Here is a 12,201-nt window from a genome sequence, read left to right as displayed (position 1 = left end):
AAGGTAGATTAAAGGCTGCGGCCGTCGAAGACTTCAACGGGCATAGTCAGGGGCTCTAGACCATCGATACAGCCCACATTTACGCGGTAATACCCAGCCTTGCGCAAGGTTTGGTGGAATGGATAAATCCCGCATACCTTGCAGAAATAATGCTTCGCCACGCCTGTACCGAATTGATACACGCTCAATTGCTCGGTGCCGGCTTCGATCACTAATTCTGCCGGTGAATAAATATACGGCGTCATCAGCGCACCTTTGCGCTGGCAGATCGAGCAATTGCAGCGTACGCCCGAGCTGATTTCAGGCGAGCTGATGCGAAACTTCACCGCGCCGCAATGGCAGCTGCCGTGGTAAGTGCGCCGGTTTTCCATTACTTGGCTAGGCCTTGTGTGAACGATACGAGGGCGTCAAGTTTGGCTTTGGCGGCGCCGCTGGCCAGTGCTTCGTGCGCGGCGTTGATGCCGTCTTCGAGCGTTACCGCCAAATTGGCAGCGTAGATCGCGGCACCGGCATTCAGCAGCACGATATCGCGACAAGGGCCGCTGAGGCTGCCAGCCAGAATGCCTTCGATAATGGCTTTGGATTCTTGTGCGGTGCCAGCGTACAGCGCTTTGCTGTCGGCCAGACTAAAGCCGAGATCACGAGGATCGAATTCGTATTCAACGATGTCGCCATCTTTCAGCTCGGCAATCATGGTTGGGGTGCTGATCGAGATCTCATCCAGCCCGTCTTTGCCGTGCACAATAAGCACATGCTTAGAGCCCAGTTGTTTGAGCACCCGTGCCTGAATACCGACCAGATCTGGGTGGAATACGCCCATCACCTGATTATCCGCACCGGCTGGGTTGGTGAGCGGGCCAAGGATATTAAAGATGGTACGTACGCCCAGCTCTTTGCGCACTGGCGCAACGTATTTCATCGCGCTGTGATGGTTAGGTGCGAACATAAAACCGAGGCCGACCTGATCAATACACTGGCCAACTTGTTCTGCGGTCAGATTCAGATTCACGCCAAAGGCTTCGAGTACATCGGCCGAGCCAGAGCTCGACGACACCGAGCGGCCGCCATGTTTGGCCACTTTCGCACCCGCCGCAGCGGCCACGAAGGCCGAGCAAGTCGAGATATTAAACGTATGCGCGCCATCGCCGCCGGTGCCACAGGTGTCGACCAAGTGCCGGCCATCTTGCACCGCCACTTTGGTCGAAAACTCGCGCATCACGGTGGCAGCAGCGGCGATTTCGGACACGCTTTCAACTTTGGTGCGCAGGCCCATCAGCAGGGCGGCGATTTGTGCCGGGGTCATTTCGCCCGACATGATTTGCCGCATCAGGTGCAGCATTTCATCGTAAAACAGTTCGTTATTGTCGATCAGGCGGTTCAGTGCGGTTTGGATGGTGATCATCGTAATTCCTTGTTTTATTGTTGGTCGTAAAGAAGCCGACCTAGGGTCGGCTTGAGGCTGGCTTTACGCCCATTCTTTTAGGAAATTCTCGAGCATCTTATGCCCGTGTTCGGTCAAGATCGACTCGGGGTGAAATTGCACGCCCTCGATCGCCAAAGTTCTGTGGCGCACGCCCATGATTTCGCCATCTTCCGTCCATGCGGTTACCTCTAAGCAATCGGGCAGCGATTCGCGCTCGATCGCTAGCGAGTGATACCGCGTTACCGTTACTGGGGAGGGTATGTCTCTGAACATCCCGATATTGTTATGGATAACGGGGGATACCTTGCCATGCATCAGTGTTTTGGCATGGATAATCTTGCCGCCAAAGGCTTCGCCAATCGATTGATGCCCAAGGCACACGCCCATAATCGGCAATTTGCCAGCGAAATGCTTGATGGCAGGGACCGAAATGCCGGCTTCCAGTGGTGAGCATGGGCCGGGTGAAATTACCAGGTATTTCGGCTGCATGGCCTCGATTTGTTCGATGCTGATTTCATCGTTGCGATGCACGTGCACGTCTTGGCCAAGTTCGCCAAAGTATTGCACGAGGTTGTAGGTGAAACTGTCGTAATTGTCGATCATTAAAAGCATGATTTAATCCTTTATCGCAGATGGCAGTGGCGGGGCGCTTAGGCGTCCAGGCCTTGGCTAGCAAGCTCGGCGGCGCGCAGTACGGCGCGGGCTTTATTGAGCGTTTCCTGCCATTCGCTTTGCGGGACTGAGTCGGCCACAATGCCGGCGCCCGCTTGCATATAGAGGGTTTGGTTCTTGATCACGGCGGTGCGCAGCGCAATCGCGACATCCATATCGCCGTTAAAGCCCAGATAGCCAACCGCGCCGGAATACACGCCACGCTTGGTCGGCTCGAGCTCGTCAATGATTTCCATTGCCCGCACTTTTGGCGCGCCCGATACGGTGCCCGCCGGGAATGTGGCTTTCAGTACATCAATCGCGGTTTGCTGCGGTTTGAGTTTGCCTTCTACGCTCGACACAATGTGCATCACGTGCGAATAGCGCTCAACCACCATTTTGTCGACGAGTTTCACCGAGCCGGTTTGCGCCACGCGGCCGGCGTCGTTGCGGCCGAGGTCGATCAACATGACGTGTTCGGCGATTTCTTTTTCATCGGCCAGCAGCTCGGCTTCGAGCGCCAGATCGTGTTCGCGATCTTTGCCGCGCGGGCGGGTACCCGCAATCGGGCGCACGGTGACGGTATCGTCTTCCAGGCGCACCAGGATTTCGGGCGACGCGCCAACAATATGCATATCGCCAAAGTCGTAATAGAACATATACGGCGATGGATTAATGCTGCGCAGCGAGCGATACAGCGACATGGCCGAGGCATTAAATGGCGCGCTCATACGCTGCGCCAACACCACTTGCATCACATCGCCGTCTTTGATGTATTCCTTGGCTTTCAGTACCGCGTCTTTAAATGGCTGTTCGCCAAATTCGGATACCGGCTCGCCAGCACTGGCCACGGGCAGCGAGAACGGAATCTGCGCCGGCTCGCGCAATTTCAGGCGCAGCGCCAGTAGGCGCTCTTCAGCCACCTGATAAGCATTGTCTTGGCTTGGGTCGGCGTAAACAACGAGGTAAAGCTTGCCGGACAGATTGTCGACCACGACGATCTCTTCGGATAACAAGAGCTGAATATCCGGCGCGCCAATGGGGTCCGGCTTCGGGCATTCGGCCAGCTTGCGCTCGATATAGCGAATGGTTTCGTAGCCAAAATAGCCGACCAAACCGCCCAGAAAGCGCGGCAAGCCTTTGGTTGAAGGCGCTTTGAAGCGGGCCTGATAGGCTTCAATGTAATCGAGCGGGTTGCCGCTATGGGTTTCGATCACGCGATCATCGTGGATCAGCTCGGTGGTTTGGCCACAGACTTTGATGCGGGTGCGGGCCGGCAGGCCAATAAAAGAATAGCGACCAAAGCGCTCGCCACCGACCACGGATTCCAGTAGGTAAGAGTAAGGACGATTGGCGAGCTTTAAATACACCGATAGCGGGGTGTCGAGGTCAGCAAATAATTCAGAAATCAGCGGAATGCGGTTATAGCCTTGGGCCGCCAAGGCGTGAAATTCTTCACGAGTCAGCATGGGACTTCTCTCCAGATGGAAAAATCAGAATGAACGATGTGTGGGCGCGCTTAGCGACGCCATCGCCATTCCAGCCAGAGATCAGTACAGTAAAAAGCCATGATGACAGGGGATCGAGGCCGATCCAATCAGGTAGGAAACAGCATCGATTGTGCGGGAACTACCCGCTAGCGTCAAATGTAAACGGGGTTTTCCCGTATGGCCGTGGTGCGGGTTCACTTTTCTTGCAAGCGGCGGCGGCAGCTTTGGTAGAATCGGTGTTTTAGTCCTGCAGAAAATGTGAAACCACGATGCTGACACTGTTCAATTCTCTTGCCCGCGAAAAACAGGAATTCAAACCGATTACCCCCGGACACGTAAATATGTATGTCTGTGGGATGACGGTGTATGACTACTGTCATATCGGGCATGCGCGGATGGTGGTGGTATTTGATGTGGTGGCGCGTTGGTTGCGCGCTTCTGGCTATCACGTGAATTACGTGCGCAATATCACGGATATTGATGACAAGATCATCAAGCGCGCGGTGGAAAACGGCGAATCGATTCAAAGCCTCACCGCTCGCTTTATCGACGCAATGAACGAAGACTTTGCTGCGCTGGGTATTCAGCGCCCGGATCACGAGCCCCGCGCGACCGAGCACGTGGACGGCATGCAGGCGATTATCCGCAAGCTGTTTGACAATGGCTTGGCCTATCACGCGCCCAATGGCGATGTGTATTACTCGGTGAAAGACTTTGCCGGCTACGGCAAATTGTCGCGCAAAGATTTTGACGAGCAGCGCGCGGGCGAGCGGGTCGAGGTAGACCCGAATAAGCGTGATCCACGCGATTTTGTGCTGTGGAAAGCGGCCAAAACCGATGAGCCCGCCGAAGTGAAGTGGGAATCGCCTTGGGGGGCGGGCCGTCCGGGTTGGCATATCGAATGCTCGGCCATGAGTTGCCATCATTTGGGCGAACATTTTGATATTCATGGTGGCGGCGAAGATTTGCAGTTTCCGCATCATGAAAACGAAATCGCCCAATCCGAAGGGGCGCATGGCCATCAGTATGTGAATTACTGGCTGCACAACGGTTTTATCAATGTCGATAACGAGAAAATGTCCAAGAGCTTGGGCAATTTCTTCATCATTCGTGATGTGCTGCAGCAGTTTGATCCCGAAGTTTTACGCTTCTTTATTCTGCGTGCGCACTATCGTAGCCCGCTGAACTACAGCGATGTGCATCTGAATGACGCCAAAAATGCGCTCACCCGCTTGTATACCGCGCTCAAAGCGGTGGCGCCAGCTGAGGTGGCGATCGATTGGCAAGATCCGTTAGCGGCGCGCTTTAAGGCGGCGATGGACGACGATTTTGCGACGACCGAGGCCGTAGCGGTGTTGTTTGAATTGGCGGCTGAAGCCAATAAACACGCCGGTACCGAGTTGGGGGCGCAAAAGGCGGGGCTGCTCAAAGCCTTGGGCGGCGTGCTCGGTTTGCTGCAGCGCGATCCACAAGCTTTCCTGCAAGCGGATGTGGGTGCAGTAGGTGAGTGGACGGCGGAGAAAATTGAAGCAGCGATTGTGGCGCGTCGCGAAGCACGGGCGGCCAAAAACTGGGCAGAGGGTGATCGCATTCGCGATGAGCTGGCGGCCGCAGGGATTGTGCTGGAAGACAAAGCCGGTGAAACTACTTGGCGCCGGACTTGATCGGCCTTGGCGTGCAATAAAAAACCGCCCGTTGGGGCGGTTTTTTATTCGTGGTGGCGCAGGCGCGGCAGGACAATGCCGCGCTTATTCGGTTTTAACCACGGGCGTAATGCCCATGGCTTTGAGCTTGCGCACCGCGGCTTCGGCTTCGGCCTTGTTTTTGAATGGGCCAATTTGTACGCGGGTTTCGAGGTAGGCCGGAATGCCCGCCTGCTGCAGCTGGCCGAGGAGTTTTTCCGCATTGTTCGAGAGCAGAAACACGCCGGCTTGAACGCTGTAACCACGGCTATTACTCACCGGGGCTGGATAGGTGGCCGGCGCCGCTGTCGCCAAGCGTGGTGCACTGCTAGGTAGAGTGGTGCTAGGCAGGGCGGTGCTGCTTGGTGCGGCAGTTATTGCCTTGAGGGGTATGGCCGTAGCGGCTAATGCAGGTATGGCTTTGGGGGTAATACTTGCCTTGGGTATGCTGGTGGCGACGGGGATGTTCTCGATCCGTTGGCTGCTGCGCGGGCTGGAGTTGCCTGTCATCTGCACGCCGGGTGGCAGAGCCGTTTGGCCGGCGCGCACTGCTGGCGCTGCGCTTGGGCGGGCGCTGGCGAGCGGTGTCGCGGCGGCGGTTGGGATGGGGGTAGCAGTTGGCGCCGCTGTTGGAGCAGCCGATGGGTTGGCGGTCGGTGTGGGGCTGGGTGCGCTAGTGGCGGCGGCACTTGCTGTGCTGGCGGTGCTTGGTTCGCTGGCGTTGAGGCTGGCCATTTCGCTGGCCGAAATCTCGGGCGCAATTTGCGGCAAATCGACTTTCGGAGGGGCGTTATCTTGGCTTTTTTCCAGCCAGGCAATGCCGCCGAGAATCGCCGCAATTAATGCGCCCGCAATCCCAAGTCGCCAAAGTAACTGGGTTTTTAGCTGTTGCTGTTCTTTTTGCTGCAGGATGGGGTCGAGACCGTCACTCATTCTCTGTCTGCTTTGTGGCTGTAAGTGATATAATGATGGGCTATTTGCCTCGATTTTTGCCTGGCGAGGCTTGGCGAGTTGCGACTTTCCCTAGGCGCAGAGGCTAGCCGAAAAAGGCAAAGGGCAGCAAAAAACAATTTCTGTCTGTTAACAAAACTGAACATTCAGCCCTCTGGAGAAATCAATAATGGCTATCGAACGTACTATTTCTATCATCAAGCCGGACGCAGTAGGTAAAAACGTAATCGGTAAGATCTACGACCGTTTTGAAACTGCTGGCCTGAAAATCGTTGCGGCCAAGCTCAAGCAACTGTCTCGCACTGAAGCTGAAGGCTTCTACGCAGTGCATAAAGAGCGCCCTTTCTTCAATGATCTGGTGAACTTTATGATCTCTGGCCCGGTCATGATCCAGGTGCTGGAAGGCGAGAACGCCGTACTGAAAAACCGCGAACTGATGGGCGCGACTAACCCGAAAGACGCAGCGCCAGGCACCATCCGTGCTGACTTCGCTGCCAGCATCGATGCCAACGCCGTTCACGGCTCAGATAGCCTGGAAAATGCAGCGATCGAAATCGCTTACTTCTTCCCAGCTTCTGAAATTTACAGCGCCAAGTAATTGACGCGCGCGGAGCACACCATCATGTCGTTAAATTTGCTGAATTATGATGCGGACCAATTGGCGCAGCTGGTGGTCGAAATGGGTGAAAAACCCTTTCGGGCCAAACAGTTGCTCAAATGGGTGCATCAACGCGGTACGGCCGATTTCGACCTGATGAGCGATATTGCCAAGACGTTCCGGCAAAAACTCGCGGCGCAAGCCAGTGTGGCTCCGCCCTCGCTGATGGCCGAGCAGGTGGCCAGTGATGGCGTGCATAAATGGCTCTTGGATGTTGGCACCGGCAATGGGGTGGAAACCGTGTTTATCCCTGAGGATGATCGCGGCACCTTGTGTGTCTCAAGCCAGGTGGGCTGTGCGCTGGACTGTACCTTCTGTTCGACCGCCCGCCAGGGTTTTAATCGTAATTTGAGTACGGCCGAAATTATCGGTCAGTTGTGGTGGGCTAATCAGCGCCTGTCACTCAATGCCGCGCGCCTGGGGCAGGCTGTGAATGATGATTCACGGATTGTGTCCAATGTGGTGATGATGGGCATGGGTGAGCCGCTGGCCAACTACGACAATGTGGTATCGGCGTTACGCCTGATGCTCGATGACAACGCTTACGGCCTATCGCGCCGGCGCGTGACTTTGTCGACTTCCGGCATGGTGCCGCAGCTGGATCGGCTGCGTGAAGATTGCCCCGTGGCGCTGGCAGTGAGCCTGCATGCGCCCAATGACACGATCCGTGATCAGATCGTGCCACTGAATAAAAAATACCCGTTAAAAGAACTACTTGATGCCTGTAATCGCTATCTGGAAAAAGCCCCGCGCGATTTTGTGACCTTCGAGTATGTGATGCTGGCCGGGGTGAATGATCAGCCGGAGCATGCCCGCCAACTGGCAGATCTGGCGCGTTCGACCTCGTGTAAATTCAATTTGATTCCGTTTAATCCGTTTCCGAATTCCGGCTATGATCGCTCGGGTCGTGAAGCAATCCAGCGGTTCCGTGATATTCTCACGCAGGCTGGCTACATCGTGACGGTGCGTAAAACGCGCGGCGATGATATTGATGCCGCCTGTGGCCAGCTTGCTGGCCAGGTTATGGATAAAACCCGCCGCCAGGCCAAATTTGCAGAGAAGTTTGAAGAAGTACGCCCGATTCTGTTTCAGCATAAACAAGGCTAACTGAAATGAAGAAGTACTGCTTGCTGTTGATGTGTGTCCTTTGTTCGTCCATGGCTTGGGCTAACGATGAGCCCACGCCGGCCGAGCAGCGCGCGATGACGCGAACCAATCTGGCTACCGAATACTACAAGCGCGGTGCCTATGCGATAGCAATTGAAGAGGGCAAAAAAGCGCTGGAATCGGTGAAGAACTTCCCGTATGCGCTCAATATTTTGGCCTTGTCGTACTGGGCGGTGAAGGAAGACGCCACCAGCCGCAGTTACTTCCAACAAGCCCTGCGTGCGGCGCCAAAAGACCCCGATATTAATAAAAACTTCGGGAATTTTTTGTGTGAAGAAGGCGAGCATCGCGCTGGGCTCGCTCGCTACGATGTGGTGTTGGCCAATCCGTTTTTTCCGAATCAGGATCAAGCCTTGGTGGCCGCCGCCAATTGCAGCCTGAAGGCCGGTGACCGTGCATTGGCTAAACAATATTTCCAGCGCGCGGCACAATTACAAAGCCGCAATCCGCAAGTGAAATATCAACTGGCAAGTTTTCTGCTGGAAGAGCAAGATTTGCCTGAGGCAAAACGCCATTTTGTCGATTTGATGCGAATTTTTCCGCAACCCCCGGCTGAGTTATTGTGGTTAGGGGTACGGATTGAACGGGCAATAGGTAGTAAAGAGGCCGAAACCCGCTATGCCAAGCAGCTGCAGCAGCTGTATCCCGATGCGGTGGAAACCACCAAATTGTTAACCGGTAAATATGACTGAACAAGAACAAGCTATACCGGCTTCATCTGGCGCGATGCCAGCAGGCCAGCAACTTCGCAGCGCCCGGGAGGGGCGGGGCTGGAGTGTGGAAGATGTCGCAGGGCAACTGAAACTCTCGGCGCGGCAGATTGTGGCGCTGGAAGAAGAGCGCTTTACAGATCTGCCCGGCAATCTGTTTATTCGCGGCTTTGTGCGTAATTACGCGCGTTTGCTGGGCTTGGATTCCGAGCCATTGCTGCAATACCTCGCCGGGGTATTGCCTGCAGATGTAGCTAAAACGCCTGTTTCCAGCGTAAACGTCCAGGTTGATCAGCCTGTTACGATCAAAACCGCCAGTCGCGGCCCATCGGCCACGGTAATCATGGCACTGTTGGGCGTGTTTATCGGTGTGGGTGGTGTGTATTGGTATTTGCAGCAACCTGGTTCGCCGGAGCTGGATTTGCCCACGATCCCAACGCCAGCAGTGGTCGAAGCGTCGGCGGCTAGTGCGGTTGAAGCGGTTGCGTCGGAAGCATCTGCGGTGGTGCCTGAACTTGTTGCTACGCCAGCTTCGGCGGCCTCTGCCGCGGTGGCGCTGGCCAGCAAAGCCAGTAGCGTGGCCTCGGCTGCCAGTAGTGTGGCCGTAAGCGGCCCTGAGCTGGTGATTGTGACCGAGTCGGATAGCTGGGTGCAGGTGGTGGACGCGAGCGGCAATAAAGTCTTGTCTGAGATTGTGCGCCCCGGTTATGAGCGCCGTGTGGCGGTGCAGCCACCGTTGTCGATTCGTGTCGGCAATGCCCCAAAAACTCGTCTAAGCCTGCGTGGGCAGGCGGTAGATCTGGCGCCATTTATGAAGCCAGGTTCTGATGTCGTTAATATGGAATTGAAGTAAGCCCTTATGTCGAGCCCGATTCAGCGTCGTAAAACCCGTCAGGTCCAGATTGGTCATGTGTGGGTAGGTAGTGACCATCCGATCATGGTGCAATCCATGACCAACACCGATACGGCCGATGCCGAAGCCACTGCACGCCAGATTTTCGAATTGTGGCGTGCCGGCTCCGAGGTGGTGCGGATTACCGTCAATAGCGCCGAGGCCGCCGCGCAGGTAGCCAATATCAAAACCAAGCTCGAAAACTGGGGCTGCAAGGTGCCGCTGGTGGGGGATTTTCACTTTAATGGTGATCGCCTGCTGCGCGATTACCCAGAGTGTGCCGAAGCGCTGGCCAAATACCGGATTAACCCCGGCAACGTGGGTAAGGGCGCCAAGCGCGACGAAAAGTTTGCGTTGATGATTGAGCGGGCCATCGAATTTAACAAACCGGTGCGCATTGGCGTGAACTGGGGTTCGCTGGATCAGAGCATCGCTGCCCGCATGATGGATGAAAATTCCAAACGCGCGGTGCCGCTGACGGCCGAAGCTGTGATGCGCGAGGCGCTGATTGTGTCGGCGCTAGAATCGGCCGATCAGGCGATTCAGTGGGGGCTGTCACCCGATAAAATTTTGTTGTCGTGCAAAGTCTCGCACGTGCAAGATCTGATTGCCGTGTATCGCGATCTGGGTGCGCGCTGCGATTATCCGCTGCATTTGGGGCTGACCGAAGCGGGCATGGGCTCAAAAGGCATTGTGGCATCGAGTGCCGCCCTGGCCGTACTAATGCAGGAAGGTATTGGCGATACCATCCGTATCTCGCTCACCCCCGAGCCTAATGGCGATCGCACCAAAGAAGTCGTGGTGGCACAAGAATTACTGCAAACCATGGGGCTGCGTAGCTTTACCCCACTGGTGACCGCTTGCCCAGGCTGCGGCCGTACTACGTCAACCGTATTCCAAGAGTTGGCGCAAGACATCCAGAATTTCCTGCGCGAGCAAATGCCGGTTTGGCGTGCCCAATATCCTGGCGTGGAAGACATGAAAGTGGCGGTGATGGGCTGTGTGGTGAATGGCCCGGGCGAGTCAAAACTCGCCGATATCGGCATTAGTTTGCCCGGTACGGGTGAAGTGCCGGTCTGTCCGGTGTACATCGACGGGCAAAAAGATGTGACCCTGAAAGGTGATCATGTCGCGGCCGAGTTTCAGGCGATTGTCGAAAACTACGTGCAGACCCGCTATGGCGAAAACGGCAGCAAGCGCCGTGCTGATGCGCCTAAGGTGATTCCGCTCACGCCGGTTTAAAACCCGATTACGCCCATTCTTTTGTTTTAATTTCAGTAGCAGGTTAACAAGCACAATGGCTCAAACCATTCAGGGTATCCGCGGCATGAACGATGTGCTGCCGCAAGAATCGCCACGCTGGCAGTATTTCGAACAAGTTTGTCGTGATTGGCTGGCCGCCTATGGCTACCAAAACATCCGCATGCCGATTGTGGAATCGACCCATCTATTTGTGCGTGGCGTTGGTGAGCATACCGATATTGTCGAAAAGGAAATGTATGCCTTTGAAGACAGCCTGAATGGTGAAAAGCTGACCCTGCGCCCAGAGGGCACCGCCGGTTGTGTGCGGGCATGTATTGAGCATGGCCTGCTGTATAACCAAACCCAGCGCCTGTGGTACATCGGGCCGATGTTCCGACATGAGCGTCCGCAAAAAGGCCGCTTGCGCCAGTTTAATCAGCTGGGTGTAGAGGCGTTTGGTTTCGCTACCCCTGATTTGGATGCCGAGCTGATTATCATGCTGGCTGATCTTTGGCAGCGTCTTGGCCTGACTGGACTGACCCTAGAACTCAATTCGCTGGGTAATGCCGACGAGCGCGCGGCCCACCGTGCCGAGCTGATCAAGTATCTGGAAGGCTTTGTGAATGTTTTGGACGAAGACGGCAAGCGCCGCCTGTATACCAATCCACTGCGCGTGCTGGATACCAAAAACCCTGCTTTGCAAGAGATGGCTAATCTGGCGCCCAAGCTGGAAGACTATCTGGGCGAAGAATCTAAAGCGCATTTTGCCGGCGTGAAAGCGCTGCTGGACGATGCAGGCATTGCCTATCGGCTTAATCCGCGCTTGGTGCGTGGCTTGGATTACTACAACCGCACCGTGTTCGAGTGGGTTACGACCGAGCTTGGCGCACAGGGTACCGTCGCGGCGGGTGGTCGCTATGATGCGTTGGTGGAACAACTGGGCGGCAAGCCTTGTCCGGCGGTTGGTTTTGCCATGGGGATTGAGCGCTTGATGCTCTTGTTGGAAGCCCAGCAAGTGGCTACACCAGCGCAAAGCCCCGATGTATACGTGATTAGCCAAGGTGAAGCGGCGGCGCGGGCGGCATTTACCGCGGCGCGGCAATTGCGCGCCAATGGCCTGAATGTGATATATCATGCTGGCGGTGGCAGCTTTAAATCCCAATTCAAAAAAGCCGATCAATCCGGTGCCGCATTGGCGGTGATCGTGGGCGAGGGTGAATTGGCCGCTGGCACAGTGAATATCAAGGTCTTGACCGGTGCGCAGCAGGGGGAGCAGCACACCGTAGCGCAAGATCAGATGGTTAATACGATTCGTAGTCTTAAATAATCGAGGAC

12 protein-coding genes are annotated in these 12,201 nt (G+C 55.7%); 7 read left to right on the top strand and 5 right to left on the bottom strand.

Annotation, left to right across the window (positions count from 1 at the left end; translation table 11 throughout):
• Positions 1 to 8: 8 nt before the first annotated feature.
• The 4 genes from G482_RS0115085 to trpE all read right to left on the bottom strand — a co-directional run bounded on the left by G482_RS0115085 (position 9) and on the right by trpE (position 3,543).
• On the bottom strand, positions 9 to 371 hold the full coding sequence (locus G482_RS0115085; protein WP_028450731.1) for a GFA family protein: 363 nt from the start codon (positions 369 to 371) through the stop codon (positions 9 to 11).
• Entirely contained in the window at positions 371 to 1,402 is a 1,032-nt protein-coding gene (gene trpD, locus G482_RS0115080; RefSeq protein ID WP_028450730.1) for an anthranilate phosphoribosyltransferase, read from the bottom strand. The genes G482_RS0115085 and trpD overlap by 1 nt, the downstream gene beginning before the upstream one ends.
• Positions 1,403 to 1,465: 63 nt before the next feature.
• On the bottom strand, positions 1,466 to 2,035 hold the full coding sequence (locus G482_RS0115075) for an aminodeoxychorismate/anthranilate synthase component II (RefSeq protein WP_028450729.1): 570 nt from the start codon (positions 2,033 to 2,035) through the stop codon (positions 1,466 to 1,468).
• A gap of 38 nt (positions 2,036 to 2,073) precedes the next feature.
• Positions 2,074 to 3,543 carry an anthranilate synthase component I gene (gene trpE / locus G482_RS0115070; protein WP_034619851.1) on the bottom strand — a complete coding sequence of 490 codons (1,470 nt, stop codon included), beginning with the start codon at positions 3,541 to 3,543 and terminating at the stop codon, positions 2,074 to 2,076.
• Positions 3,544 to 3,833: 290 nt separating this feature from the next.
• Between trpE and cysS the strand changes: the two genes are divergently transcribed.
• Positions 3,834 to 5,228, top strand: coding sequence for a cysteine--tRNA ligase (cysS, locus tag G482_RS0115065; RefSeq protein ID WP_028450727.1), 1,395 nt, complete (start codon positions 3,834 to 3,836; stop codon positions 5,226 to 5,228).
• An 84-nt stretch (positions 5,229 to 5,312) separates the two neighbouring features.
• Here the strand turns inward: cysS and G482_RS0115060 are convergent, their stop codons facing one another.
• A complete protein-coding gene (locus G482_RS0115060; protein ID WP_028450726.1) occupies positions 5,313 to 6,179 on the bottom strand; it encodes an SPOR domain-containing protein in 867 nt (288 codons plus the stop codon).
• A 187-nt stretch (positions 6,180 to 6,366) separates the two neighbouring features.
• Here G482_RS0115060 and ndk point away from each other — a divergent pair, with 187 nt between their 5' ends.
• Genes ndk through hisS form a run of 6 tightly spaced genes read left to right on the top strand, consistent with a single transcriptional unit; the run spans position 6,367 to position 12,193 of the window.
• On the top strand, positions 6,367 to 6,795 hold the full coding sequence (gene ndk, locus G482_RS0115055; protein ID WP_028450725.1) for a nucleoside-diphosphate kinase: 429 nt from the start codon (positions 6,367 to 6,369) through the stop codon (positions 6,793 to 6,795).
• 24 nt (positions 6,796 to 6,819) lie between these two features.
• Entirely contained in the window at positions 6,820 to 7,962 is a 1,143-nt protein-coding gene (rlmN, locus tag G482_RS0115050; RefSeq protein ID WP_028450724.1) for a dual-specificity RNA methyltransferase RlmN, read from the top strand.
• 50 nt (positions 7,963 to 8,012) lie between these two features.
• Complete coding sequence (locus G482_RS0115045) at positions 8,013 to 8,714, top strand: tetratricopeptide repeat protein (RefSeq protein WP_028450723.1); 702 nt, start codon at positions 8,013 to 8,015, stop codon at positions 8,712 to 8,714.
• Entirely contained in the window at positions 8,707 to 9,585 is an 879-nt protein-coding gene (locus tag G482_RS0115040; protein WP_028450722.1) for a helix-turn-helix domain-containing protein, read from the top strand. The genes G482_RS0115045 and G482_RS0115040 overlap by 8 nt, the downstream gene beginning before the upstream one ends.
• 6 nt (positions 9,586 to 9,591) lie before the next feature.
• A complete protein-coding gene (gene ispG / locus G482_RS0115035) occupies positions 9,592 to 10,866 on the top strand; it encodes a flavodoxin-dependent (E)-4-hydroxy-3-methylbut-2-enyl-diphosphate synthase (protein WP_028450721.1) in 1,275 nt (424 codons plus the stop codon).
• 55 nt (positions 10,867 to 10,921) lie between these two features.
• Positions 10,922 to 12,193 (top strand): histidine--tRNA ligase, encoded by a 1,272-nt coding sequence (gene hisS / locus G482_RS0115030; RefSeq protein WP_028450720.1) that lies wholly within the window; start codon positions 10,922 to 10,924, stop codon positions 12,191 to 12,193.
• Positions 12,194 to 12,201 lie beyond the last annotated feature (8 nt).

It is taken from the genome of Chitinibacter tainanensis DSM 15459 (genome assembly GCF_000429785.1).
Lineage (GTDB): Bacteria > Pseudomonadota > Gammaproteobacteria > Burkholderiales > Chitinibacteraceae > Chitinibacter > Chitinibacter tainanensis.
The sequence above is the reverse complement of the archived record's forward strand: the minus strand, read 5'-3'. Positions and strand labels throughout refer to the sequence as shown.

Bases quoted from the DNA above. Each gene is read 5' to 3' on its own strand.
- G482_RS0115085 (WP_028450731.1), bottom strand. From the start codon at position 371: ATGGAAAACCGGCGCACTTACCACGGCAGCTGCCATTGCGGCGCGGTG.
- trpD (WP_028450730.1), bottom strand. From the start codon at position 1,402: ATGATCACCATCCAAACCGCACTGAACCGCCTGATCGACAATAACGAA.
- G482_RS0115075 (WP_028450729.1), bottom strand. From the start codon at position 2,035: ATGCTTTTAATGATCGACAATTACGACAGTTTCACCTACAACCTCGTG.
- trpE (WP_034619851.1), bottom strand. From the start codon at position 3,543: ATGCTGACTCGTGAAGAATTTCACGCCTTGGCGGCCCAAGGCTATAAC.
- cysS (WP_028450727.1), top strand. From the start codon at position 3,834: ATGCTGACACTGTTCAATTCTCTTGCCCGCGAAAAACAGGAATTCAAA.
- G482_RS0115060 (WP_028450726.1), bottom strand. From the start codon at position 6,179: ATGAGTGACGGTCTCGACCCCATCCTGCAGCAAAAAGAACAGCAACAG.
- ndk (WP_028450725.1), top strand. From the start codon at position 6,367: ATGGCTATCGAACGTACTATTTCTATCATCAAGCCGGACGCAGTAGGT.
- rlmN (WP_028450724.1), top strand. From the start codon at position 6,820: ATGTCGTTAAATTTGCTGAATTATGATGCGGACCAATTGGCGCAGCTG.
- G482_RS0115045 (WP_028450723.1), top strand. From the start codon at position 8,013: ATGGCTTGGGCTAACGATGAGCCCACGCCGGCCGAGCAGCGCGCGATG.
- G482_RS0115040 (WP_028450722.1), top strand. From the start codon at position 8,707: ATGACTGAACAAGAACAAGCTATACCGGCTTCATCTGGCGCGATGCCA.
- ispG (WP_028450721.1), top strand. From the start codon at position 9,592: ATGTCGAGCCCGATTCAGCGTCGTAAAACCCGTCAGGTCCAGATTGGT.
- hisS (WP_028450720.1), top strand. From the start codon at position 10,922: ATGGCTCAAACCATTCAGGGTATCCGCGGCATGAACGATGTGCTGCCG.